Below are 24272 nucleotides of genomic sequence, written 5' to 3'. Positions count from 1 at the left end.
GGATCCACGAAACCGGCTGAAGTGCCGCTCGTGTGGATCCCGGCCAAAAACATGCCGGGATGACGGGGGTGCCATCGCGTTCAGATATCCAAACGTCCGTGGCGGCCGAGCCGGAACGAAAAGTCCCGCAACCGGGAGTGGTTGCGGGACTTTATGTTTCGGGTGATCAGCCGCGGCGCATGGGGATGTGCGGGATGCCGTCTTCGATGTACTCTTCGCCGTCGATCTTGAAGCCGTGTTTGGTGTACATGTCGACCAGGTAGGTCTGGGCGTTGAGGCGGACGGTGGCGCCGGAGCCCGCTTCGGCCAGGGCTGCTTGCAGGACGCGGGTGGTGTAGCCGTGTCCGCGGGCCGAGGGGGCGGTGCAGAGGCGGCCGATGCGGAAGGACTTCACGCCGTCATCGTGCTCTTCGAGCAGACGGAGGGTGCAGATTACCTCACCCTCGTCATCGAGCCAGAAGTGACGGGTCTCGACGCCTAGGTCGAGACCGTCCAGTTCCGGGTAGGCGCATTTCTGCTCGACGACGAAGACTTCTACGCGAAGTTTCAACAGCTTGTACAGCGTCGCGGTATCCAGATCCTGGGCCCACGACCTTTTGAGAGCAACCGTTGACATCATCGATTGTTGCTATCACACCTACGCGTGAGATGCGACCCCGGATTGTTCGGGCGTGTTGGCGGAATCCAGGTGCAGGGCCTTCTGCGACCACTCCCAGACATCCTTGAACAGCGCCTGATTCTCCGAGAGCTTGACGCCCAGCGAGGGCACCATCTCCTTGAGTTTCGGCTCCCACGAAGCGAATTCGCTCGGGAAGCAACGCTTCATCACATCGAGCATGGCGCTCACACAGGTCGACGCGCCCGGCGAGGCGCCGAGCAGACCGGCGATGGTGCCGTCCTCGGCCGCGACCACCGCGGTACCGAGCTCGAGCACACCGCCCGCACCCTTGCGGCGAATCACCTGTACACGCTGACCGGCGATGATCAGATCCCAGTCCTTGCCCTCGGCGCGCGGGAGGAACTCCTCCATCACCTCGACGCGACCGTTCTGCGACTTGAGCAGTTCGGAGACCAGGTACTGCACCAGGCTCATCTCGGTGACACCGACGCCGAGCATGGAGAACAGGTTGTTCGGCTTGACCGACTTGAACAGGTCGGTGTTCTTGCCGTCCTTGAGGAACTTGGGCGTCCAACCGGCGTACGGGCCGAACAGCAGGCCGCGCTCACCATTGATGACGCGAGTATCCAAGTGCGGCACCGACATCGGCGGCGCGCCGACCGAAGCCTGGCCGTACACCTTGGCCTCGTGCTGGGCGATCAGCTCCGGGTTCTTGCAGCGCAGGAACAGACCCGACACCGGGAAACCGCCGAAACCGGAGATCTCCTTGATGCCCGACTTCTGCAGCAGCGGCAGCGCGCCGCCGCCCGCGCCGACGAAGACGAACTTGGAGTTGATGACACGGGTCTTGCCGGTGCGCAGATTGCGGACCTTGACCAGCCACGAACCATCGGACTGCTTGGTGAGGTTCTTCACCTCATGCCCGAAGGCGATATCGCCACCGGAGCGACCCAGGTACGCCAGCAGCTCCTTGGTGAGCTCGCCGAAGTCGATATCGGTGCCGTAATCGGTCCAGTTCAGCGCGACCGGATCGGAGAAGTCGCGGCCCTTGGCCATCAGCGGTAGTCGCCGGGAGAACTCGTCCTTGTCGGCGATGTACTCCATACCCTCGAACAGCGGATGCCGCGACAGCGCCTCATGACGCTTGCGCAGGTATTCCACGCCGTCCGCGCCGTGCGTGAAGCTCACGTGCGGGATGGGGTTGATGAAGTTCGACGGGTCGGCCAGGATGCCGTTCTCGACCGCGTGCGACCAGAACTGGCGCGACACCTGGAAGCGCTCGTTGATATCGATCGCCTTGGTGATCTCGACCGAACCGTCGGCGGCCCGCGGCGTGTAGTTCAGCTCGCACAGGGCCGAGTGACCGGTGCCCGCGTTGTTCCACGGATCACTGGACTCCGCGGCGGCGGCGTCGAGGCGCTCGAAGAGCGAAATCGACCAGTCCGGCTGCACCTGTCGAAGCAGTGCGCCGAGGGTGGCACTCATGATGCCTGCGCCGATGAGGACTACATCGGTCTTTTCAATCGTGGCAGCATTGTTCGACACGGCGTTGATCGACTTCCTTGTCTGTGTAGGGCAACCCAGCGGCAGTTAGGTTACCCGTCGTTCACCTACGTTCGATTGTGCCCCTGGACACGCCGAAATCAGGCAACGAAAAGCCCGAATGTGAGAGATGCCTCGAAGCTCACTCTTCACCTCGGGCGATTATCTTGGGCTGGTGACCTCTGATACGTCATCCACCGGAACCACGTCCGCATCGCCCCGGGCCATCGGCGACTGGCAGCCCGACGAGCTCGGATCGGACTATCAGCAACTCACGCTCGCACTGGGCCCGGACCCCGACGGCGAGGGCGACGCCTTCGCCACACTGATCCGCTACACACCCACCGGGCAGCCGGTCCCGACCAGCGCGGTGCTGTACGTGCACGGATTCACCGACTACTTCTTCCAAGAGCATCTCGCGCAGCATCTGGCGGCGCAGGGCATCGCGTTCTACGCGCTGGATCTGCGCAAGTGCGGACGGTCCACGCGGGCCGGGCAGACACCGCACTATGTGAGCGATCTCGCGCTGTACGACGTGGAGCTGAACCGATCGCTGAAGATCATGCGTGAGGAGACCGGACTGCCCGTGATCGTCATGGGGCATTCGACGGGCGGGCTGGTCACCTCGCTGTGGCTGAACCGGCTCAACGCGGCCGGAGGGTCACGCGCACAGGGGATTTCGGGGCTGGTGTTGAACAGCCCGTGGTTCGACCTGCAGGGGCCGTCGTACTACCGGAACCCGGTGAGCAACGCACTGCTGCAGGGGATCGGCCGAATGCGCGCGTTCGCCGCGCTGCCGCTGGGCAAGGTGTCGACCTACGGGGACAGTCTGCACCGCAGCGTCTCCGGTGAGTGGGATTACAACCTGGACTGGAAGCCGTTGAGCGGCTTCGCCGTTCACGCGGGCTGGTTGCGGGCGATCCGGCGCGGACACGCCCGGGTGCATCGCGGACTCGATATCGGCGTGCCCGCGCTGGTGCTGCGCTCCAAGGTGACCAGGTTCATGAGCAAGTACGGCCCGGCCGCCGATGTCTCGGATGTGGTGCTGGATGTGAAGCAGATCCAGCGCTGGTCCGGATGCCTGGGCGATCGCACCAATATCGTGCCGATCGAGGGGGCGCGGCACGATGTGTTCCTGTCCTCGGAGCAGCCCCGCACTCGAGCCTTCGCGGAGCTGGATTCATGGCTGGAGTGGCTCGCCGCCAACCCGGAGGCCGACGCTCGCTGAGCCTCTGACGGGGTGGGTCCCGCGGTCATCCAGGTCGCGGACGAAGTCCCGTCGTGCAGGCAGCAGATGACGTCCCGTCATCCGGGCGCGTTTTTGGCCGGGATCCACCGAAACCCGCAGAAGTGCGCGGGGGTGGATCCCGGCCAAAGCATGCCGGGATGACGAGGGGGCCGGGGGCCGGGGACCGCTTGAACGGGAGTCCGCTGGGTGGGGCTCAGGTCACCAGAAGCTGGTGCGCAGGACTATTTCGGTGGCCAGTTCGTGGCCCGCTTCGGAGGCCACGTCGGCGACGTCGACCGGGACGAGGCGGAATTCGCCGTAGACGTAGCGGCCGGAGGCTTCGGCGGCCTCGCGGGGCAGGCGCTTGGTGGCCAGCAGGGTGGTGGGGATCTCCACCGGGGGGCAGGTCGCGTCGGCGATGGTGCCGTCGGCGCCGGCGGCGGCCGGATGACCGCTGCCCGCGGCGATGAGGCTCATGAACCGGCCGAAGCCACGGGCCGCGAGTTGCCAGGCGAGGTCCGCGCCGGTGCCGGCGCCGACCAGGTTGGCCCAGGGCACCTTCAGTTCGTCGAGGATGCCGAAGACCGCCGTATTGTCGAGCCCGTCGGCGGGCTCGATGACGATGGTGCGCAGGTCCGAGGTCTGCAAACGCTCACAGACCTGGTCATATACATCGGCCGGATCGCCCGCGTCAGGGAGTAGGAGCACATGATGGCGGGATTCGGAGCCTCCGACCCGCACGGCCCATACGCGGTCACCGACCGTGATCCGCCGAGATTCCATATCGGATAACGCTACACGGCGCGCAAATGCCGCGAACGCGTGTCGGCGGGATTGCGGTGATCGGCGTCACCGATTCGGCCGGTCGAGCCGGAGGATTCCCCGGGATAGCCGGTCCGGGAGTGCCGCAGACCACTGATTAGCCTGGCCGACAGGGCTTCCCGAGTGTCGGCGATCACCAAAGCCGCGGCCGGAAGTCACACGTGGTCTTGGACACCGATCCCCGCTGGAGCGGACTACTCCACCCCTCCCCGCCATCCCGACACGACCCCACCCCGGCATCCCGGCGCGCTTTTGGCCAGGATCCATCGAAACCCGTTGGGCCATAACCCGTGTGGATCCCGGCCGAAAGCATGCCGGGATGGTGGGGCATGGGCCTGCTATTCGATGGCAAGGGCCGGGCACTCCATGACACGGGCTGGCCGGGTATTCGTGGCCGTCGTGGTCAGCGGCTGACCGTCAGGGTGGGGAGGTCGGCGGGTGCGCCGCTGTCGATGAGGCGCTCCAGGGCGGGGAGGTCGAGGTATTTCTCCATGAGGTCGGCCAGCAGGTCCAGTTGGGTGGTACGGACCTGATCGACCGAAATATCTTCGGCTACAACGAAATCTGCCTCGACGTGGGTGGCGACATCGCGGAGGAAGGCGCGGCGGAAGTCGTCGGATTCGAGTGCGCCGTGCAGGTGGGTGCCCCAGACCGCGCCGCGCACGCTGCCTTCGGGTTCGCCGCCGAGCAGCAGCCACGGACGGTCGCCGGTGGAGCGGACCCGGCCGTGATGAATCTCGTAGCCGTGCACCGGAATTCCCGCCGGGCCAACCTGGCCGAGGCCGCCGCGGGCTGCCCCTCCCCCACTGGCGTCGGACAGACCCGCCGCGCGAGCGGGGTAGCCGGCGGCGTAGCCCGTACTGCGGCGCAGGACCTTCGGGTCGGCGAATTCGATGTCGAGGTCGAGCAGGCCCAAGCCGTCGACGGTGCCCGCGGTGGATTCGACGCGGTCCTCGATGGTGCGGGCGAGCATTTGGTAGCCGCCGCAGATGCCGAGGATGGGGCCGCCCCTGGTCGCTCGCTCCTGGAGCGCGGCGGCTATTCCGGTGTGCCGCAACCACTCCAGATCGCCGACGGTGGATTTGCTGCCGGGCAGGACGACCAGGTCGGCTCCGGCGAGGCGGGAGGGGTCGGTGACCCAGCGGACGGAGACGCCGGGTTCGCAGGCGAGGGCCTCCACGTCGGTGGAGTTGGAGATGCGGGGCAGGCGGATGGCGGCGACGGCGAGCCAGTCCTTGCCGAGCGGGGGCCGGGAGCGGCCCACGGGGGCGTCGGCGATGGTGCCGAGGGAGTCTTCGGCGTCGATCCAGAGGTCTTCGGCGAAGGGGATGACGCCGAGGGTGGGGCGGCCGGTCAGATCGGTGAGCTGATCCAGGCCGGGGCGGAGCAGGTCCACATCGCCGCGGAACTTATTGATGATGTAGCCCGAGATGAGTTGCTGGTCTTCGGGTTCCAGGATCGCGACGGTACCGAAGAGGTGGGCGAGCACGCCGCCGCGGTCGATGTCGCCGACCAGCAGCACCGGGAGGTTCGCGGCGCGGGCCAGGCCCATATTCGCGAGATCGGTTGCGCGCAGATTGATTTCGGCGGGTGAGCCCGCGCCCTCGCAGATCACCACGTCGAATTCGTCTCGCAGCGAGGCCAATTCCTCGGCGACGATGGCGCGCAACTCGGTGCGGTGGCGGAAGTAGTCCTTCGCGCCCACCGTGTCGATCGCCTTGCCGCGCACCACGAGTTGGGAGCGGCGGTCGCTGCCGGGCTTGAGCAGCACCGGGTTGAAGCGCACGCTCGGTTCCAGCCCGCAGGCGCGCGCCTGCAGTGCCTGGGCGCGGCCGATCTCCCCGCCGTCCAGGGTGACGACGGAGTTGTTGGACATGTTCTGTGCCTTGAACGGCGCGACTCGCACTCCGCGCCGGGCCAGCATGCGGCAAAGCCCAGCCACCACAACGCTTTTCCCCGCGTCGGAAGTGGTGCCCGCGATCAGCAGCGCGCCCTTCACACGCGCTCCCCCCACGTCATTCCAGCGCGCTCGAGCAGCTTCCGGCCACGAGCACGCCGGAATGACGGGGAATGACTCACGGCAGGGTGAGGATTTCTGCGCCGTTCTCGTTGACCACGAGGGTGTGCTCGAACTGCGCGGTCCACTTGCGGTCCTTGGTGACCACGGTCCAGCCGTCCGGCCAGATCTCGTAGTCGATGCCGCCGAGGTTGATCATGGGCTCGATGGTGAAGGTCATGCCGGTCTCGATCTCGGACTCCACGGCGGGCTGGTCGTAATGCAGGATCACCAGGCCGCTGTGGAAGGTGGGGCCGACGCCGTGCCCGGTGAAGTCGCGGACCACGCCGTAGTCGAAGCGGTTGGCGTAGGACTCGATGACGCGGCCGATCACATTGAGCGCGCGGCCGGGTTTGACCGCTTTGATGGCGCGCATGGTGGCCTCTTCGGTGCGCTCGACGAGCAGGCGCACCTCCTCGTCGACATCGCCCGCGAGGTAGGTCTTGTTGGTGTCGCCGTGCACGCCGCCGATGTAGGCGGTGACATCGATATTGACGATGTCACCGTCCTCGATGACGGTGGAGTCCGGAATGCCGTGGCAGATGACCTCATTGAGCGAGGTGCAGCAGGACTTGGGGAAGCCCTTGTAGCCCAGCGTCGACGGGTACGCGCCGTTGTCGATCAAGTATTCGTGCACGATGCGGTCGAGCTCATCGGTGGTGACGCCGGGGGCGACCGCCTTGCCCGCCGCTTCGAGGGCCTGGGCCGCGAGCTTGCTCGCGACGCGCATGGCCTCGATGGTTTCGGGCGTCTGCACCCAGGGCTCATGGCCCTCGTTGGCGGTTTTCTTCCAGACGTACTCGGGCCGCTCGATGGACTTCGGCACCTCGCGGATGGGCGACTGGGTGCCGGGAACGAGGGGTTGGCGGGTGCGCACTGACATGAGAACAAGACTATCCGCCCGATGCGGGCGGCTCGCCTCCACCGGGGATTTCCCGGACCTCACCCCCGGACCCCGTCTGCGCTCGATGTCCGAACCGCAGGCCGGCTCGCGCCGTCGCGGCCGCCGGGGAGGCTGTCCGATGCGCCACCTGAACTGAGCGAGGGCACCGCCCGTACCAGCGCGGAATGTTTCCGGACCGTAGTCCGTTTAAGCTGACAGGTTGACAGGGAAACAACATTGGAAGGTGCGTAAGCCGTGGAACTGGGACTGACGACATTCGCCGAGACTCATCCCGTCGGCGGGGATGGCCCGGTGCCGACCGCCGGTGAGCGGCTGCGCCAGGTCGTCGAGGAGGCCGTGGCCACCGAACAGGCCGGTCTGGATGTATATGGCGTGGGCGAACACCACCGCAAGGATTTCGCCGCCTCCTCCCCCGCCGTGGTGCTGGCCGCCATCGCCTCGCGCACCGAGCGCATTCAGCTCACCAGTGCGGTGACGGTGCTGAGCTCGGCCGATCCGGTGCGGGCGTACCAGGATTTCGCCACCCTGGACGGATTGTCCAATGGCCGAGCCGAACTCATGGCGGGCCGCGGCTCCTTCATCGAATCGTTCCCGCTGTTCGGCTACGACCTGGCCGACTACGACGAACTCTTCGAGGAGAAACTCGCCCTGCTGCTGAAGATCCGCGAGGAGGGGCCGCTCACCTGGGAGGGCAAATTCCGCGCCCCGCTCACCGACGCGATCGTCTACCCGCGCACCGAGAACCGGCCGCTGCCGGTATGGATCGCGGTGGGCGGTAGCCCCGAATCGGTGGTCCGCGCAGGACTTTTGGGCTTGCCGCTGGCCATCGCGATCATCGGCGGGCAGCCCACCCGTTTCAAGCCGCTGGTGGAGCTGTACCACCGCGCGCTCGAGCAGGGCGGGCATGAACCGCAGCCGGTCGCGGTGCACGCGCACGGCTATGTCGCCGACACCGATGAGCAGGCGGTCGCGGACTTCTACGCGCCGTATGCCCGCGCCATGTCCGGCATCGGCCGCGAACGCGGTTGGGGACCGATGACTCGTGAACAGTTCGCGGCCCTGCGCTCGCAGCGCGGATCGCTGTTCGTGGGTACGCCCGACTACGTGGCGGGCAAGATCGCCGCCGTCCGCGACGATCTCGGCCTGGATCGGTTCATGCTGCACACCAGCGTGGGCACCCTCCCGCACGAGAAGGTGCTGCGCAATATCGAACTGCTCGGCGAGAAGGTGGCCCCGCAGGTCCGCTGATCCGGCTGGATCACCGTGCCGACGTCCTGGGCGATCAGGACGTCGAGCGCGCGTTCGGCGACCGCCGCGATGGTCAGGGAGAGATTGCAGGCGGCGGTGTTTCCCGGCATGAGGGCACCGTCGAGGACGTAGAGTCCGCGCTGGCCGAGGACTCTGCCCTCGAGATCGCATACCGTACCCATGGACGCCCACCGAGCGGATGCCAGGTGGAGGGGAAGGCGGCGTTGGTATCGGTGAGAATGCCTGCGGGACCGGCGATTCGGCGGGTGGTCGGGCCGAGGCGATTGTCCTGGATGAAGCTGTCGCCGTCGCTCGGCCAGTACAGGCGGGCGGCGTCGGTCGTTGCGTCGTAACGGAATTCGCCGCGGCCGTCGCTGACGCCGTAGCCGACCATCATGGTGCTCTCGGGGTCCACCGACAGCGGTGGAATCGATGCCTGGATGACCGTATGCGCGCCGTGCGGGTCGTCCCGGTTCAAACTGCCGTAGACGACCGGACCGCCTTGCGCGGTACCGAAATTCGAGGCCGGGTCGGTCCAGACGTAGATGCGGTCGGCATTGGTGCCCCAGCCCTGTCCGAGCGCGGCGGGCAGGTCGGGGATCTGCCCTGTGGCACCGGCGCGCATGAGCAAACGGGTGGTATTGAGGCTGCCCGCCGCCATCACGAGGGCCGTGGTGGTGATGATCTTCTCCGCGACCACGGTTCCGGAGGTGTCGAGCTGTTCGACATGGACGGTCCAGCGGCCGTCTGCGGCGCGTTCGATCTCCGAAACCTGTTGCAGCGTCTGGATTGTCACCCGGCCGGTGGCCTCGGCGGCGGCGAGATAGGTCACGTCGACCGAATGCTTGCCGTCATTGTTCACGCCCATGGCTCCGTCGCCATTGGTGTAGGCGGGCTTCATCTCGCCGCACAGTTCCGCGAGGGCGTAATTCCAGTCGATGGGCATGAGGATCTTGGACAGCGGCAGACCCGCCTGCCGCACTCGATCGGCGAAGTGTCGGGCGGCGGCGTAATTGGGGCTGCTGATCAGATCATCCGGTGCGACAGCGAGATTGAGCATGCGGGTGGCGCGCGGATAGTGCACGCGGTTCATGGTCTGCCAGTCCAACCGCTCCGGGAGATGGGTGTTGAACACCGCTTCCGAGGGTTGTAGTGACATGCCCTGGTAGATGAGCGATCCACCGCCGAGACCGGCCGCGCACAGGGCGATTCTCCCCAGGCACCGCCTCGACCAGTCCGGTGCACGGCTCGAAAACCATTGGCTTGCCGAAGAGTTCGGGGCTGGAGCGATACCAGAGCATGCGTTTGTCGGGTGCGGAGGCGCGGGGAAAGGTCTCCGCGTCGGGACCGGTGGGCCAGCGCATACCGCGCTCGAGCACCAGTACCGGGACGCCCGCTTGCGCCAGGCGCAGGGCGGTGACGCCGCCGCCGAATCCGGAGCCGATCACGACGACGCGATGCTCTTCACGGGTGAGGGGGACGCTGTTGACGCGCGCGGCTATTCCGGTGCGCGCGGGGGTGTTTCGGGTTCCGGCGAGGACGGCTCCGGCCGCGGCGGCGCCGAGCAGCAGGGAGCGACGCGAGAGTAGGGCATGCGAGACCTTCGAAAGGTGCGGAGAGTGCTTATGCCGCAGGGTGATCAGGAGCCGACGGTGGAGCGTTGATCGGCGGGCGGGGTGTAGACGGCGGCATCGAGTTCCAGCGCCAGGAATCCGTTGTCGGCGCAGGTGGTCCACAGCTGATCGCCGTGCCATTCCGGGGCACGGCATCGATCAGTCCTATATCGACGACATCGCCGTCATCCTGCCGAATATGGTCATGGCCCTGATCGCCCGATTCGCCACCGGCACAATGGAAATCACCGCCATCCTGCCCATTCTGGAGCGCACCGTCTACCGCCTCACCGCGGACAACGAATCCGCCGCGACCACCAGAACCCCCACCCCACCTCCCGTGCACCCCACCCTGGCCAATATCTCCGCCACTCTCGGCGGCATGGTCACGCGCCGGGAAGACTCCGCGCGATAGCCCGACGGTTCAGGTGTTCACGGACCGCATCATGGCGGATTCTGTCCGCCGACCAACACTCTCCCCGGTCCTAGGGTTTCAACCAGCGGTGCCAGCTCCGGAAAGTCTCTTCGCGATTCGGGAATGCGCCACCGCTGTCTAACCTTCTATATGTCAGTGACCGGTTACATCGAACCGGTCATTGAACATCCTCCACGAGAACAGGATCGACCCATGTCCCGTCTGCCCTTGATTCAGCCCGACACCGCGACCGGTAAGGCTGCCGACCTGCTCGCCGGTGTGCAGAAGGCGCTCGGCGTCACCCCGAATATGACCAAGGCCATGGTCAACAGCCCGGCCGTACTCGAGGCCTACTTGGGTTTCTCCGGAGCCCTCGGCGGCGGCGCGCTCTCGGCGGGTATCCGGGAACGGATCGCACTGCTGGTCGCCGAGGAGAACGGTTGCGACTACTGCCTTTCCGCGCATTCCTACATCGGTGCGAATATCGCCAAGCTGGATAGCGCCGAGATCGAGGCCAGCCGCCACGGCGAGTCCAGCGATGCGAAGGCCGCCGCGGTACTGGCGTTCGCGACCTCGGTGGTGCGCACGCGCGGGGGTGTCGAGGAAACCGATATCAAGACTGCCCGGGCGGGCGGTCTGACCGATGGTGAGATCACCGAGGTCATCGCCAATGTCGCGCTCAATGTGTTCACCAACTACCTGAACAAGGCTGTCGAGACCGATATCGACTGGCCGGTCGTGCGCCACCACGAGCACTGATCATCGATCCATATCCGGCCCGGACCGTACCCCGAGTGCGGTTCGGGCCGATAGCCGTTCTCGGAGCGGGTGGAGTAGACCCTGGGACCCAGACGGCGGAGACCGTGTTCGCACGGCTCATCGAAGTGAGCCGACCTTCGACACCGACTGCGTGACGGTTGGGCCATATGCCCGATACCGGGAAGGGCTTAATCTGCCTACCGTCGATGACGCTCGCCCTATCCCTATCCAGTAGTAGAGGTCAATATGTCGAAAATCCTTGCCGGTGTGCTGCTCGGCGCCGGTGTGCTCGGTTCGGTGATCATCCCGGGACCGGCAGCTCACGCGGGTTCGCCGGTGTGCTCGAAGGCGATTGAGCTGATCAACACCGCGATCGACAGCCCGGCGGGACTCGATGCGGAGACCGCGGAAGCCCTTGCCGACCGGCTTTCCGGATTGTTGGTCGTCGCCGGTGGCGCGGAGCGCGATGGCATCTCCGCCTATGTCGATGCGCTGCGCGACCCCGAGATCACCGACCTGGCCACGGTCACCGATGAACTCAACCGCGCCTGCGCCTGACAGTTTCCGGTAACCCGAACCCCCGTGTGCGCGCCTGGATTTCGTGAGTGCGCACACGGTTTCGGCAATGGATACCCGTCACCCCGTATGGCCTCCAGCAGAGGGCACTTCTCGAATCACATTGGGTAACTTGCCCGATACCGCCCACCTGGCGCGGCTTGTAGTTTCCAGCGTATGCCGCGCCGATTGACAGCCCTGTTGGGCATCACCAGCCCGTTGTTCGCGATTGCCGTCGGTGTTGCCGCACCGCAGGCCGCCGCGGCCGATACGGTCGTGCTGGCTCCCTGGGTCTCGTGCACCGGCAAGTGGTGCCGCAACGAAACTGACGACACCTATCGCGTGGACGTGATCTTCGACTGCGGTAGAGAAAAGCCACACGTAATCCGTGCCTACCTTCCGGCACACAGGACATCGGTCGTGGGTGGTGATTGTGGTAGTCATCGCGAGCGCTGTCCGACCGACCGTGAGCGCTGGTGCGACGAGGACAATCAGATCTTCGGGATGCGGTACGACAATGCGGTGGTCGACAACGGGCCGATTCCGCCGTGGCCCTTCGGCGGCACGGGCTCATCGTTCTGAACGTGGAATAGCGGGCCGGGACCCTGTGAACGCGTAGTGGATCTACATCTGCTCGATTCGTCTCGCCGCGATCCGTATGCCCCGGATCGTGCACGCGAGTTGATGGTCACCCGCTGGTATCCAGCCGCCGGTCACGCCGCAATACCGATGCGGCCCTGGATTTCCGGACCGATGGCGCGGGCCTACGCAGAAAGCCTGGCCACGATGGGCTTACCGATCACCGGATCCTGGACGTTCGCGCCCAGCCACGGTCAATTCGACACACCCGTGGACAGCGCGGGCGGGCGGCGGGCGATCGTGCTGTTCTCTCCCGGCATGGGCCTGCCGCGGGAGCCGACCTCAGCACCGGCACGAGCCGGACGCCGACGGGCATTCGCTGCCCACAAATCTCGCCGGAATACTCGACCTGTCGAAAATCGCTATGGCCGGGCATTCATTCGGCGATCGGCTCGAGGGAGCACAGCACCTTTCGTTCAGTGACCACCAACTGATCGTTCCCGTCCTGGCCAGGATGGGCATCGTGCCCGCCGAATTCGCCACCAAAACGGTCGGCACCATCGACCCACACAACTCACTGGACTTGCAGCGCGGCTACCTGCGCGCACTCTTCGACACGGCATTCGGCCGGTACGACGATCTCGCGAAAACCCCTGCCACAGTGGTGCACCCGGAAATGGTCCCGGTCCCATAGGCGGCCGCCCACCGACCTCGAGCAGCTGGCTGAACCGCGGTCACAGACATCCTATTCTGCCGATGAGGGGTCTCCATCGAACGCTGCGCTGCTCGCTTCGAACGGCAGTTCCGATCGGCACTATCACGCCAGTTTATTCGGGTGTGCCTGCACCGCCTACGGCGTACAGTTACTGCGTGATATCCCGGTGTTCGATCGTGTGTCCCGGATGCAATGTGACATTCGTGGTGAGGTTGGGCATCGCGCCCACCAAGATGACACGATTCTATGTCCCGTGTCCGGCCTGCAAACTTCCAATCCGCGGCCGATCACATGGCGAGGCTTTGGACACTTTCAAGGTTGAGTTCGAGGCCACGCAACTCAGCGACGATGCAAACCACGAGATGATAGTAACTGTTGACCCTAACGTGCCGAGTCGTTATGAATCGGTTACGTTTGACGGTCTCGGATCCGGCCCATCGCTGACTTTACTAATGCTTGCTGGAAATGATCGAATCCAAGACCTCATGATGTGCCTGTCGCGAGGGAATTACGCGGCTGAAAATCTATGGCCACAGGCCCGACGCCTATACGAATACTATCTGGAGGGCGATTGGGTAAGGTTCAGCAAGATTGCCGAGGAATCTTTCGGAGACGAGTGGACGCGGGGCGAGACCACTCATGAGCGCGCCGCTGTGGCGCACCATGCGGTCGGCACGGCTTTGGCCAATATGATCGATGACCACCATGAAGCCTCATCCATCTTCATGGGGAGATTTCTCCGAAAACACATGGCAGCAATACAGAATGATCGCTACCGGGCCTTCGCAGTGGCGGAATCCGAATCAGGACGGATCAGCGCACTCCAACGATCACTACTCGACGTGACTGACCACTTCGTTCAGCGCTTCGAATGCTGGACGATGGGCGTACTGGGCAGAGTAATTCCCGATGAGAATCGCGAAGCCCTCGCTGATCTTCGATTGTTCAGGGATGAATTCGACACTTTGCGCGATCTCTATCAGCAGGGCTTTGAGATCGCCTGCAAATTCTTGCGGTACCTGGTTGCCGTGCAGAATGTCATAAAACGTGGAGATCCCGAACTTTTTGGCGTCGACGTTCCCGCAGGCTTGACCCGGAAGAATAACCCAACCGGAATTGCCTCTTTCGAGAAGATGGCGAACGCGGATAAGCTCCATTACGTCTCGGCTGTACCCGGCTGGGAAGGCTGGGTAAGCCTGTTAAGTAACAAGACCCGCAACGACATCGGGCATGCAACAGCAAGGCATGATTTGCGACGCGGACTGATTGTCAGTAGTGAAAATCCTGCTGGAATTCCATATCTTGATATGGTAGCAAAAGTCTATGGAGTATTCGACGTACTTGCGACTTGCTTTCAGATAGTTCGTCAGATCCGTGTCGTATCTTCACCGGACTTTATCGACTGACCGCCGACACGGCTGGCATATTCGGTGGGGTCTCTGCTCCACCGCTGGCAGGTATTTTCGATTTGAGATGCCAGAGTGCAGTCGAAATGACTTGCTCTGACGAGGGTCGGCGCAGTTCAACCGATTTGGGTGATGACGGCAACCCATGACCGGTGCAGTGGGGCGCGACCTTCCATGATGGCGGCTCTGCGGTCAGTGTGAACACGGGTGGATAGTCAGGGGGGTTGGTTGGAACGATGAACGTCGGCATGAGGCGCGGTGCCCGGCATTCGCCGGGTCCGTTTCCTCAAGCCGCGTTCCCTAACCGGACAGGCCAGTTTCCCGGCATCCGGCTCTCCAGCAACCATCGCAGCCGAAGCTGCATGGGATGTCCGATCCCGTTTCGGCGCTCCGCATTTCGCGTACCTCCCGGGGTCCCGGACATCCCGGTCGCCTGTTCCGCTTCGCCCGTGTGGACGGCTTTCCCGTCCTCCCTGGTGGGGCGTGACTCCCACGACTACTACCGGAACTCTGTCGCCCTAGTACTCCAGCAGCACTTCGTGATGTAGCTCCTGTCGTCGCTGGTAGTGGGCTTGTTTAGCGCGGTGTTGGTGGCGGCGACGCCAGATCGACCACCGCCAGGTGTTCTCGAAGGCGTGGGCGGTGGTGATCAGGTGTGCCAGGAGACGCCGGATTTCGCCGATAGTGAGTGGGATGAGTTCGCTGCCAACGCTTTTGGGGCTATGGCCGCAGTGACGGCGAGGTAGGTGTGGGCGAGCATCGCCAGGGTGGTGTGCCGGTACCAGGCGTCGTAGCGGCGGACCTGGTATTGGTCGAGTCCGACCTCGGTCTTGGCGGTCTGGAAACAGTCCTCCACCGCCCAGCGGGCTCCCGCGACCCGGATCAGTTCCTCGTCGGTGGTCCCGACCGGTGCGCAGCACAGGTAGTAGGCGATTTCGAGTTCGCCCTTGGTGTTCGGGGTCAGGGCCCGCCGGGCCAGCAGCCAACGGTCCCAACCGGGTGCGGTGGTGTCGGGGTAAGTCGGCAACGAGGCCACCGCCCAGTCGAACAGCCGTGGCCCCTTGGCCCCCTCGCCGCAGGAGAGTCGCTTCCATGCTCGCGAAGGGGCCTGTGCGACAAAGTGATCCGCGCGCGAGCTGCCCGCGGTGAACGGAATGGGCTGGCTGCACGGTACTGCCACGACATAGCCGATACGCTGGTTCTCGAGCCAGGACCGGAACTTCGAATCCTGGCCGTACGCTTCGTCGGCGGTCACCCACCGCGCCGGCACCCCGGCATCGAATGCACGGGCGAGCATTCTCTTGGCCAGGGTCGCCTTGGTCGCGAACTCGACCGAATCGGGGACGTTCGCTTCCCGGCACCGGTCCCGGTCCTCGGTCCAGGACTTGGGCAGATACAACTCGCGATCGATGAGCGTGCGCCCCTTACCGGTGGTGTAGGCGCAGAAGACACCTAGTTGACAGTTCTCGATCCGGCCCGGGGCGTGTGAATGAATAACTGTCAGTGTTGATCTGGGGCGTTTCCGGGGCTGTGGTGGGAGGCTGGGGTATGGCTGTGCCTGCACGAGTTCGCATTCCCATCACCGAACTGAAGGTCAAGTTCGATCGGATCCTGCCCCACCTCGATGAACGACGTCGTCGTCTGTATCTGGCCAGCGAGGCCGCCGCGCTGGGCCATGGAGGGATCGCCGCCGTGGCTGCAGCCTCGGGTGCCAGTACCGCCACCATCGCGCGCGGCGCCTCCGAACTTGATACTGCTCCTGTTGCACCCCAACGTGTTCGGGCTCCGGGGGCCGGTCGTAAGCCGCTGACGGGCACCGACCCTGGTCTTCGGCCGGCGCTGGAGGCGCTGATCGAGCCGCGTACTCGTGGCGATCCGGTGTCCCCGCTGCGCTGGACCACGTTGTCGCTGCGCACGCTGGCCTCGGCGCTGACCGTGCAGGGCCATCCGGTCAGCGCTGCGACCGTCGGGCATCTGCTGCACACGATGGGCTACAGCCTGCAGGGCACCGCCAAGACCACCGAGGGCACTCGCCATCCCGATCGTGACGCCCAGTTCGCTCACATCAATGCCACTGCCACCGCTTTCCTCGACGACCACCAGCCGGTGATCAGCGTCGATACCAAGGCCAAGGAATGGATCGGCAACCGCGACCGGCCCGGCCGCACTTGGCGACCGGGCAAAGACCCGATCATGGTGGACTGTCACACCTTCGTCACCGAGGACCAGCCGGTCGTCATCCCTTACGGGATTTACGATCTGGCCCGCAACACCGGCTGGGTCAACGTCGGCACCGACCACGACACCGCCGAGTTCGCGGTCGAGTCCATCCGCCGCTGGTGGCGACACCGCGGACAGGCCGATCACCCGGACGCGACTCGGTTGCTGATCACCGCCGATTGCGGTGGCTCCAACGATCCCCGCCGCTGGACATGGAAGAAACACCTGCACTCCTTCGCCCACGAGAGCGGCCTCGAGATCAGCGTCTGCCACTTCCCTCCCGGAACGTCGAAGTGGAACAAGATCGAGCATCGGATGTTCTGCCACATCACCGCCAACTGGCGCGGACGACCGCTGACCAGCTACCAGATCGTCGTGGAAACCATCGCCGCGACCACCACCACGAGCGGATTGGTGATCGGCGCCGAACTCGACACCGGCAGTTATCCGCTCGCGGTCGCCATCGCACCGGCGCAGTTCCTTGCCCTGCCGATCAGGCCCGCAGCGTTTCACCCGGACTGGAACTACACTCTCGACCCCGCGCCACCTCGCGATCCCGAAGTTCCCGCAACCCGCCGCCCGATCGATCCCGACGTGACCGCACTGCTCACCGAGCCAGCCCTGACCGGAATGTCACGGGCGGAGTTCACACATCTGGCAGCCGTCTCGGAACCGTACTGGGATGGGTTGGCCGAGGCCGCTTTTCAACGTCGCTTCCACCGTCCGCGCAGCTACCTGCATCCGCAAACCAGCAGTATCGACCACTTCCACCGACTCCTGACCGCCCTGCTGCACCGGCGAAGAGCCGCCACCACGACACTGATGGCCCAGCTACTCGGCGTCAAACGCACCAACCTGAACATGCAGTTCCGAGACGGCCACCGGATTCTCGACCTACACCGGCTCGACATCACACCCATACCCGGAACCCCCGCACGCACACCGAGCCAACTAAACGCCCGCGCCGAACCCGCAGACCACAGCGCCCCAGATCAACACTGACAGTTATTCATTCACACGCCCCGGCCGTCCCGGAGTACTGGCGTTGCACCCCAGCGGATTTGGTGCCCTTCTTCAGAAAACCGGTCTCATCGGCGATCAACACACCATCCCGGTCGCCGAGCTGCTCGACGACGTAATCACGCACATCGTCACGCACCCCGCCCACATCCCAATCGGCCTTACGCAACAACCGCTGCATCCCGTCCGGGCACACCTCACCCGCCCGCTCGGCCAGCGTCCACCCGTTCTTGCGTTCCAAGCCCGCGACCAGCCCCGACACATACTCCCGCGCTCTCGCACGCGGCTCGGACCGACAGAACCGGGTCCCGACGCACGCCATCAACGAATCCAGCTCGGCCACCAGCCGATCCAACATCACCCGACAGGTCTACCAGCACCAATTCAAACGAGTGCCGTTGCAGTATTAAAGCCAGGGTCCACCGGACAGGGGGTCAAAATTCAGGTTCCGTGCAGTGATCAGTTTTCACGTGCCGGCGACAACATGCGAGTGACCGATCCGCGATATCGCTTGGCGAAACATGCACGGCCGCAGTATGTATCGCCAATCCCGCGACATCGCCGCCCGCCCGGCGTTCGGGTTTATCGTCAGCGGAGGGGGGGCTGTTGACGGTGCCGACGGCAGCGGTGTGCATGTTCGAGTCCTGCTGCACTCGCGGCGCGTCAACTCCGGACATGCCCACGGACTCGGGCCGAAATGCTCAACCCCGCAAAGGTGTCACGACCAGCGGCGGCATTCGCTACCGACATGTCGTTGGGGATGATCAATCCATCGCCGACGGGATCACCGGCGACCTGGTTGATGACCATCAACGCCGTTCCGGCTCTACGAACGGCGGTTGATTCCGTCATGATCGTCCGTACATGACCCCGGAATCCCGAATCTGAAGGGGTTCTCGTTGCACGCGAAGTTGGGGTGTCAGTCGATCCGGCCTCAGCCGGAGGTGCTCCAGGACCCCATCCACGGCGAAGGCAACCATGGAGGAATACAACCGGCATCCGGACCTCGAGACGCATCCGCCGCATGAAGGATTGATAGTTCACGGAAACGCACAACACCCCCGCTGTCGATCAGCGGTGGGGTGTTGTGGTTAGAGCTGGCGGCCTACTCCTTGCTGAGGTGGTAGGAGATGTTCTGCTGCGTCATCCCAGAGAGGTCGGCCAACCGCTCCTGCGTGTAGTACTCGGGCACGGTCGCTCGCAGCTTCGCAATGAGATCGAGTCTCGCTCTCTTGGCCATCTCGCCGACGGCAATGGCCGCAGCCCACTCCTCGAAGTGCTTCCGAATCAGAGCATCACGGTCGACGGTGTCCATGCGCGGACCCTGAACCCACGCACCGACCGTCGGCACAAAGGTTTTGTACTCTGATTCAGCCGCCGATGCGTCGGTCCGGGAGGGTGCGCCAGCGCCCTCCTCAGAGGGGGCGAAGATGCGGATCTCCGGAGTGCTCATGCCCCGCTCCAGCGAGGTTTGCTGGATGGATGCCCGGGTCGAAAACTCCTCGGCGTGTCGACTTTCGACACGCTGGAGTGATTATCGTCTCCAGGTCGCGGAGTAGTCAGATTTGTAGTCAGATTGACGGAAGCGTTCGGTATCCGCTGGTAAGCGGGTTGATTGGCTCGGGTAGCCTGACCTGGAGAACAGGTATGTGCCGGTAACCGTCGGTAACACCTAACGTGTAACACTGGCGAAACACAGCCTTGATTGCGGGGAAACACCGCGTCCATACCGTCTGGTCGCGACGAACCCATGCAGTTGAACTGGCTGGGAACCGATCCGTAAGGAGTACTAAGTGGCGTTCAGCACGGCCGACGAGGTCATCAAGTTCCTCAAGGAGGAGGAGGTCGAATACGTCGACGTACGGTTCACCGACCTCCCCGGAGTGCAGCAGCACTTCTCGATCCCGGCGAAGGCTTTCACGGCCGATCTGGCTGAAGAGGGTCTCGCGTTCGACGGTTCGTCCGTCCGCGGCTTCCAGTCGATCGACGAGTCGGACATGCTGCTGCTGCCCGATTTCAGCACCGCGCAGCTCGACCCGTTCCGCGCTGCCAAGACGCTGAACCTGAACCACTTCGTGCACGACCCGTTCACTCGCGAGGCCTACTCGCGTGACCCGCGCAACGTTGCCCGCAAGGCCGAGCAGTACCTGGCCTCCACCGGCATCGCGGACACCTGCTACTTCGGTGCCGAGGCGGAGTTCTACATCTTCGACTCCATCCGCTACGACTCGGCGATGAACGGCTCGTTCTACGAGATCGACTCGGTCTCGGGTTCCTGGAACACCGGCGCGGAGTACAACGCCGATGGCACCCCGAACCGTGGTTACAAGGTCCGCAACAAGGGTGGTTACTTCCCGGTTGCCCCGTACGACCACTACGTCGACCTGCGCGACAAGATCTCGACCAACCTGCAGAACGCGGGCTTCGAGCTGGAGCGCGGCCACCACGAGGTCGGCACCGCCGGTCAGGCCGAGATCAACTACCGCTTCAACACGCTGCTGGGCGCCGCTGACGACCTGCAGCTGTTCAAGTACATCGTGAAGAACACCGCGTGGCAGGAAGGCAAGTCTGTCACCTTCATGCCGAAGCCCCTCTTCGGTGACAACGGCTCGGGCATGCACGCCCACCAGTCGCTGTGGAAGGACGGCAAGCCGCTGTTCCACGACGAGGCCGGTTACGCGGGCCTGTCGGATCTGGCGCGTCACTACATCGGCGGCATCCTGCACCACGCCCCGTCGCTGCTGGCGTTCACCAACCCGACCGTCAACTCGTACCACCGTCTGGTGCCGGGCTACGAGGCCCCCATCAACCTGGTGTACTCGCAGCGCAACCGCTCGGCCGCGATCCGCATCCCGATCACCGGCGCCAACCCCAAGGCCAAGCGCATCGAGTTCCGTGCGCCCGACTCCTCGGGTAACCCGTACCTGGCCTTCGCCGCCATGATGATGGCCGGCCTGGACGGCATCAAGAAGAAGATCGAGCCCCAGGCTCCGGTCGACAAGGACCTCTACGAGCTGCCGCCCGAGGAGGCCAAGAACATCCCGCAGGCCCCGACCTCGCTGGCGTCGGTCATCGACCGCCTCGAGGAGGATCACGACTACCTCACCGAGGGTGGCGTGTTCACCACCGACCTGATCGAGACCTGGATCGACATCAAGCGCACCCAGGAAATCGCGCCGGTCAACCTGCGGCCGCACCCGTACGAGTTCGAGCTCTACTACGACGTCTAAATCGTCTGAGCTGTAAGCGTTCTCGTGGAGCCCCATCCGCTACAGCGGGTGGGGCTCCGCCCGTTTCGCGGGCGAGGGGAATCACGGCGGTAGATTGCCGGTATGAACAGCGACTTTGACGTGATCGCGGGGGAAGTGCGGGCGCTGCACGAGGATCTGGCCGAGTGGCTGGGGACCGCGGGGGCCGATGCGGCGGGGGCGCGGTTCATCGGGCAGCAGCATGCGGAGTTCTCGATGGTCAGCATGGACGGGGTGATTCTGGAGCGCGCGACGCTGGCGGAGGGGTTACAGGGGGCCGGGAATTCCGCGCCGGGGCTGGTGATCGATGTGGTCGATATCGATGTGCTGCATCGGTCGCCGGAGTGTGTGGTGGTGCGGTTCAAGGAGATTCATCGGGTGGGCGGCGCGGCGCCGGCGCGGCGCACCACGGCGCTGTTGGTGACAGACTCCCGGGCTCGGAATGGGTTGCGGTGGCGCAGCGTGCACGAGACCGCTTCCAATTGATATGTGACTGATCAAAATATGCTGGGGTAGAATAGATTCGGCACTTCCGCCCCTGTATCAATTCGAATGCGATTGCGCCAGAGGCCATCTCGGTGACCGAGCCGCGAATCTCGTTGGGTGAGTAGGCTTGGGCGAAGCGTTAGGGTGCTGGTAAGCCGCCTTTAGCGTCGCTCGGATGAATTTCTTCAATATTTCGCGTGTTCGACGATCCCTACTATCCGCGATTTTCGTACCGGTCGCGGCGGTGGCACTGACAGCCGGGGTGGGTGCGGTGGCCGATGCCGCACCGGCGGCCGCCGGGCCTACCAAGATCGATTTACAGGGCGCGGTGAATGTTCGGGACCTGGGCGGGTACTGGACCTATGACGGGGCGAAGGTCAAGAGCGGGAAGGTTATTCGGGCCGATGCGCTCGGCAAGCTGACCGATGCCGATGTGCAGAAGCTCGGCGGGTTGAAGTTGCAGACCGTCGTCGATCTGCGGACCAATGCCGAAGTGCAGGGGTTGGGGGCCGATAAGCTGCCCGCGGGGGTTCCGCTGGTGGCCAGGCCGATCGACGACACCGGCATGTTCGTGAAGATGTCCCAGGCGATTCAGTCCCGAGATCCGCAGCAGCAGCAGGCGCTGCTGGGCGATGGCAAGGCCGAGCAGATCATGGGTGATGTGTATCGGAGCTTCTTCACCGCCGATTCGCTGTCGAAATTCGGGCAGACGGTGCGGGATCTGGCCAATACCGGTAATGCGACGCTCTACCACTGCACGGCGGGCAAGGACCGCACCGGCTGGCTCTCGTATGTGACCCTGCGCGCGGTCGGCGTGCCGGAATCGGTTGCACGGCAGGACTATCTGCTCTCCAACCGGTACCGGGCGGCGGCGGACGCGGCCACTCGGGCGCAGCTGAAGCAGGCGGGGTACATGCGGAATCCGGATCTGCTGATCCCGCTGCAGGAAGTCCGCGACGACTACCTCGATATCGCGGTCGATCAGGTGAACAGCCAGTTCGGTGACTTCGGGAAGTTCCTCACCCAGGGACTCGGCCTGGATGCCGGAACCATTCTGAAGCTGCGTAAGAACCTCGTCGGCTGACCTCACATCCCGACAACCCCTGACGGCTCCGCGCGGCGTGCGGAGCCGTCAGGGGTTGTCGGGGGTGACTAGCGGGCGGCGTCCAGGGCCGCCAGATAGCCGAAGACGATGGCGGGGCCGATGGTCGCGCCGGGACCGGCATAGGTGTGGGCCATGACGGGGGCGCTGGCATTGCCCGCCGCATAGAGACCTTCGATGACGGAGCCGTCCTCGCGCAGGACGCGAGCGGCGGTGTCTGTGACCAGCCCGCCCTTGGTGCCCAGATCGCCCGGGACCAGTTTGGCGGCGTAGTACGGACCCTGTTCCAGCGCACCGAGATTCGGGTTCGGCTGCTGCCGGGGATCACCGTAGTAGCGGTCGTAGGCGCTCTCGCCGCGACCGAAATCCTGATCCTTGCCCGCATGCGCGAATCCGTTGAAACGCGCGACCGTGGACTGGAATTCGTCCGCGGGCAGGCCGAGCTTCTCCGCCAGTTCGGGCAGGGAGTTCGCTCGCGTCAGAATGCCGGATTTGAACCAGCGGCCGGGCAGCGGCTGACGCGGCGGCAGGCCCGCGAAGAGATACCGGTTGCGGTAGCGCTGGTCGAAAATCAGCCAGGCGGGCAGGTTTTCACCGGGCCCGTCGCCTTGACCGTTCTCGCCGCCGTACATGCGATGGGTCGCCTCGACATACGGGAGAGATTCGTTCATGAAGCGGACGCCGCGATCATTGACGATGAGACTGCCGGGCAGATTGCGCTCGGCGAGGCAGAACCAGGCCGTACGCGGGAGCGGGATCGACGGACCCCACCAGGCGTCGGACATGAATTTCACCGCGGCGCCGAGCGATTGGCCGGAGCGGATGCCGTCGCCGGTATTGGCCTTCGCGCCCACGGTCCAGTCGGTGCCGATCGGATCGCGCTGATACTGCTTGCGCATCGCCTCGCTCTGCTCGAAGCCGCCGCTGGCGATGACCACGCCGCGACGGGCATTGATCACCTGCTCGATACCGTCGCGCCGCACCAGAATTCCGGTCACGCGATCGCCTTCGGTGCGTAGCTCAAGGAGCGGAGTATCAAGCAACAGCGGAACATTCGCCCCAATGAGACCCGCGCGCAGCATGGCGCTCAATGCCTGCCCGCGGGCCAGCAGATGCTGGCGCAGGAGTTGCGCCTTGGCCCAGCGCGCACCGATACGGAGCGCCCGGAACGGCGCGCGGGGATTGCGCAGACCCAGATGGAATTGCCGGAAGTCGGCCTGGGTCGCGACGAAGTTCTTCGGCGCTTTGGCGTAGTCCGGTTCCAGCGTCGCCAGCTCCGCGCCCAACCCCTTGGCATTGAACGGTTTCGGTTCGACGGATCGCCCGTGCCCGCGCCCGCCGGGAGCCTCCGGATAGTAGTCGGAGTAGCCCGGCACCCAATTCAATTGCAGCGGAGCGTGTTCGGCCAGGAAGGCGAGTGCCTCGGGACCCCTGTCGATATAGGTGTCGATCCGCTCGGCGTCTCCGTATTCGCCGGTGATCGACTTCAAATAGGTGCGGGCGGATTCGATATCGTCGGCCGGAGCCAGTTGGCGCAGTGTGGCATTGCCGGGAATCCACACTCCCCCACCGGAGCGGGCGGTGGATCCGCCCCAATGCGCGGCCTTCTCCACGATGACGGCGGAGAGCCCATGATGGGCGGCGGTGAGTGCGGCGGCCATTCCGGCCGCACCCGAGCCGACGACCACCAGATCGAATGTTTCACTGTTTTCGGACATGCGGGAGCCCCCAAGAT

General features: G+C 64.7%; 19 protein-coding genes and 4 pseudogenes. 13 read left to right on the top strand and 10 right to left on the bottom strand.

What is annotated here, in order from left to right:
* Positions 1-166: 166 nt before the first annotated feature.
* On the bottom strand, positions 167-619 hold the full coding sequence (locus tag OHB26_RS22115; RefSeq protein ID WP_330179178.1) for a GNAT family N-acetyltransferase: 453 nt from the start codon (positions 617-619) through the stop codon (positions 167-169).
* Between the two features lie 18 nt (positions 620-637).
* Positions 638-2104 carry a malate dehydrogenase (quinone) gene (gene mqo / locus OHB26_RS22110; protein WP_442942696.1) on the bottom strand — a complete coding sequence of 489 codons (1467 nt, stop codon included), beginning with the start codon at positions 2102-2104 and terminating at the stop codon, positions 638-640.
* A gap of 283 nt (positions 2105-2387) precedes the next feature.
* Between mqo and OHB26_RS22105 the strand changes: the two genes are divergently transcribed.
* Entirely contained in the window at positions 2388-3389 is a 1002-nt protein-coding gene (locus OHB26_RS22105; protein WP_330185740.1) for an alpha/beta hydrolase, read from the top strand.
* 219 nt (positions 3390-3608) lie between these two features.
* On the opposite strand, the gene OHB26_RS22100 is transcribed toward OHB26_RS22105, so the two are convergent.
* The 3 genes from OHB26_RS22100 to map form a co-directional block, all read right to left on the bottom strand.
* On the bottom strand, positions 3609-4172 hold the full coding sequence (locus OHB26_RS22100) for an alpha/beta hydrolase (RefSeq protein ID WP_330179176.1): 564 nt from the start codon (positions 4170-4172) through the stop codon (positions 3609-3611).
* 442 nt (positions 4173-4614) lie between these two features.
* Positions 4615-6225, bottom strand: coding sequence for a cobyric acid synthase (locus OHB26_RS22095; RefSeq protein WP_330179175.1), 1611 nt, complete (start codon positions 6223-6225; stop codon positions 4615-4617).
* 61 nt (positions 6226-6286) lie between these two features.
* Complete coding sequence (map, locus tag OHB26_RS22090; RefSeq protein ID WP_330179174.1) at positions 6287-7150, bottom strand: type I methionyl aminopeptidase; 864 nt, start codon at positions 7148-7150, stop codon at positions 6287-6289.
* A 255-nt stretch (positions 7151-7405) separates the two neighbouring features.
* On the opposite strand from map, the gene OHB26_RS22085 reads away from it, so the two are divergent.
* Positions 7406-8419, top strand: coding sequence for an LLM class flavin-dependent oxidoreductase (locus OHB26_RS22085; RefSeq protein ID WP_330179173.1), 1014 nt, complete (start codon positions 7406-7408; stop codon positions 8417-8419).
* A gap of 8 nt (positions 8420-8427) precedes the next feature.
* Here the strand turns inward: OHB26_RS22085 and OHB26_RS22080 are convergent.
* Positions 8428-9867 (bottom strand): annotated as a pseudogene (locus OHB26_RS22080) (GMC oxidoreductase); the annotation flags it as partial.
* Here OHB26_RS22080 and OHB26_RS22075 point away from each other — a divergent pair.
* The 7 genes from OHB26_RS22075 (at position 9817) to OHB26_RS22045 (ending at position 14461) form a co-directional block, all read left to right on the top strand.
* Entirely contained in the window at positions 9817-10008 is a 192-nt protein-coding gene (locus OHB26_RS22075; protein WP_330185917.1) for a hypothetical protein, read from the top strand. The pseudogene OHB26_RS22080 and the gene OHB26_RS22075 sit on opposite strands and share 51 nt — an antisense overlap.
* A gap of 223 nt (positions 10009-10231) precedes the next feature.
* Complete coding sequence (locus tag OHB26_RS22070) at positions 10232-10447, top strand: hypothetical protein (RefSeq protein ID WP_330179172.1); 216 nt, start codon at positions 10232-10234, stop codon at positions 10445-10447.
* Positions 10448-10660: 213 nt separating this feature from the next.
* Positions 10661-11206: a carboxymuconolactone decarboxylase family protein gene (locus OHB26_RS22065; protein WP_330179171.1), complete on the top strand. Its 546-nt coding sequence runs from the start codon at positions 10661-10663 to the stop codon at positions 11204-11206.
* Between the two features lie 246 nt (positions 11207-11452).
* Positions 11453-11764, top strand: a complete 312-nt coding sequence (locus OHB26_RS22060; protein ID WP_330179170.1) for a hypothetical protein — start codon at positions 11453-11455, stop codon at positions 11762-11764.
* A 174-nt stretch (positions 11765-11938) separates the two neighbouring features.
* The gene (locus OHB26_RS22055) at positions 11939-12343 is read left to right on the top strand and encodes a hypothetical protein (protein WP_330179169.1); all 405 of its coding nucleotides are present in this window, start codon (positions 11939-11941) and stop codon (positions 12341-12343) included.
* 421 nt (positions 12344-12764) lie between these two features.
* The gene (locus OHB26_RS22050) at positions 12765-13034 is read left to right on the top strand and encodes a hypothetical protein (RefSeq protein WP_330179168.1); all 270 of its coding nucleotides are present in this window, start codon (positions 12765-12767) and stop codon (positions 13032-13034) included.
* A 323-nt stretch (positions 13035-13357) separates the two neighbouring features.
* Entirely contained in the window at positions 13358-14461 is a 1104-nt protein-coding gene (locus OHB26_RS22045; RefSeq protein ID WP_330179167.1) for a hypothetical protein, read from the top strand.
* 649 nt (positions 14462-15110) lie between these two features.
* Here the strand turns inward: OHB26_RS22045 and OHB26_RS22040 are convergent.
* A pseudogene (locus OHB26_RS22040) lies at positions 15111-15953 on the bottom strand (IS701 family transposase); the annotation flags it as partial.
* A 56-nt stretch (positions 15954-16009) separates the two neighbouring features.
* Between OHB26_RS22040 and OHB26_RS22035 the strand changes: the two are divergent.
* Positions 16010-17655, top strand: a pseudogene (locus OHB26_RS22035) (ISAzo13 family transposase); the annotation flags it as partial.
* A gap of 38 nt (positions 17656-17693) precedes the next feature.
* Here the strand turns inward: OHB26_RS22035 and OHB26_RS22030 are convergent.
* Positions 17694-18062 (bottom strand): annotated as a pseudogene (locus OHB26_RS22030) (transposase); the annotation flags it as partial.
* 744 nt (positions 18063-18806) lie between these two features.
* Positions 18807-19154 carry a hypothetical protein gene (locus OHB26_RS22025; RefSeq protein ID WP_330179165.1) on the bottom strand — a complete coding sequence of 116 codons (348 nt, stop codon included), beginning with the start codon at positions 19152-19154 and terminating at the stop codon, positions 18807-18809.
* A gap of 340 nt (positions 19155-19494) precedes the next feature.
* On the opposite strand from OHB26_RS22025, the gene glnA reads away from it, so the two are divergent.
* From glnA to OHB26_RS22010, 3 genes are all read left to right on the top strand, one after another.
* Positions 19495-20931: a type I glutamate--ammonia ligase gene (gene glnA / locus OHB26_RS22020; RefSeq protein WP_330179164.1), complete on the top strand. Its 1437-nt coding sequence runs from the start codon at positions 19495-19497 to the stop codon at positions 20929-20931.
* A gap of 102 nt (positions 20932-21033) precedes the next feature.
* Positions 21034-21435, top strand: coding sequence for a hypothetical protein (locus OHB26_RS22015; protein ID WP_330179163.1), 402 nt, complete (start codon positions 21034-21036; stop codon positions 21433-21435).
* Positions 21436-21610: 175 nt separating this feature from the next.
* Entirely contained in the window at positions 21611-22519 is a 909-nt protein-coding gene (locus OHB26_RS22010) for a tyrosine-protein phosphatase (RefSeq protein ID WP_330179162.1), read from the top strand.
* 68 nt (positions 22520-22587) lie between these two features.
* On the opposite strand, the gene kstD is transcribed toward OHB26_RS22010, so the two are convergent.
* Positions 22588-24255, bottom strand: coding sequence for a 3-oxosteroid 1-dehydrogenase (gene kstD, locus OHB26_RS22005; protein WP_330179161.1), 1668 nt, complete (start codon positions 24253-24255; stop codon positions 22588-22590).
* Positions 24256-24272: the final 17 nt, after the last annotated feature.

Origin of the sequence: Nocardia sp. NBC_01503 (assembly GCF_036327755.1) — a bacterium.
Classification (GTDB): Bacteria; Actinomycetota; Actinomycetes; order Mycobacteriales; family Mycobacteriaceae; genus Nocardia.
This window is presented reverse-complemented; position numbering and strand designations above follow the sequence as displayed.

Excerpts from the sequence above, each read along its gene's own strand:
- OHB26_RS22115 (WP_330179178.1), bottom strand. The coding sequence starts at position 619 with ATGATGTCAACGGTTGCTCTCAAAAGGTCGTGGGCCCAGGATCTGGAT.
- mqo (WP_442942696.1), bottom strand. The coding sequence starts at position 2,104 with ATGAGTGCCACCCTCGGCGCACTGCTTCGACAGGTGCAGCCGGACTGG.
- OHB26_RS22100 (WP_330179176.1), bottom strand. The coding sequence starts at position 4,172 with ATGGAATCTCGGCGGATCACGGTCGGTGACCGCGTATGGGCCGTGCGG.
- map (WP_330179174.1), bottom strand. The coding sequence starts at position 7,150 with ATGTCAGTGCGCACCCGCCAACCCCTCGTTCCCGGCACCCAGTCGCCC.
- OHB26_RS22070 (WP_330179172.1), top strand. The coding sequence starts at position 10,232 with ATGGTCATGGCCCTGATCGCCCGATTCGCCACCGGCACAATGGAAATC.
- OHB26_RS22065 (WP_330179171.1), top strand. The coding sequence starts at position 10,661 with ATGTCCCGTCTGCCCTTGATTCAGCCCGACACCGCGACCGGTAAGGCT.
- OHB26_RS22060 (WP_330179170.1), top strand. The coding sequence starts at position 11,453 with ATGTCGAAAATCCTTGCCGGTGTGCTGCTCGGCGCCGGTGTGCTCGGT.
- OHB26_RS22055 (WP_330179169.1), top strand. The coding sequence starts at position 11,939 with ATGCCGCGCCGATTGACAGCCCTGTTGGGCATCACCAGCCCGTTGTTC.
- OHB26_RS22050 (WP_330179168.1), top strand. The coding sequence starts at position 12,765 with ATGGCCGGGCATTCATTCGGCGATCGGCTCGAGGGAGCACAGCACCTT.
- OHB26_RS22025 (WP_330179165.1), bottom strand. The coding sequence starts at position 19,154 with ATGAGCACTCCGGAGATCCGCATCTTCGCCCCCTCTGAGGAGGGCGCT.
- OHB26_RS22015 (WP_330179163.1), top strand. The coding sequence starts at position 21,034 with ATGAACAGCGACTTTGACGTGATCGCGGGGGAAGTGCGGGCGCTGCAC.
- OHB26_RS22010 (WP_330179162.1), top strand. The coding sequence starts at position 21,611 with ATGAATTTCTTCAATATTTCGCGTGTTCGACGATCCCTACTATCCGCG.
- kstD (WP_330179161.1), bottom strand. The coding sequence starts at position 24,255 with ATGTCCGAAAACAGTGAAACATTCGATCTGGTGGTCGTCGGCTCGGGT.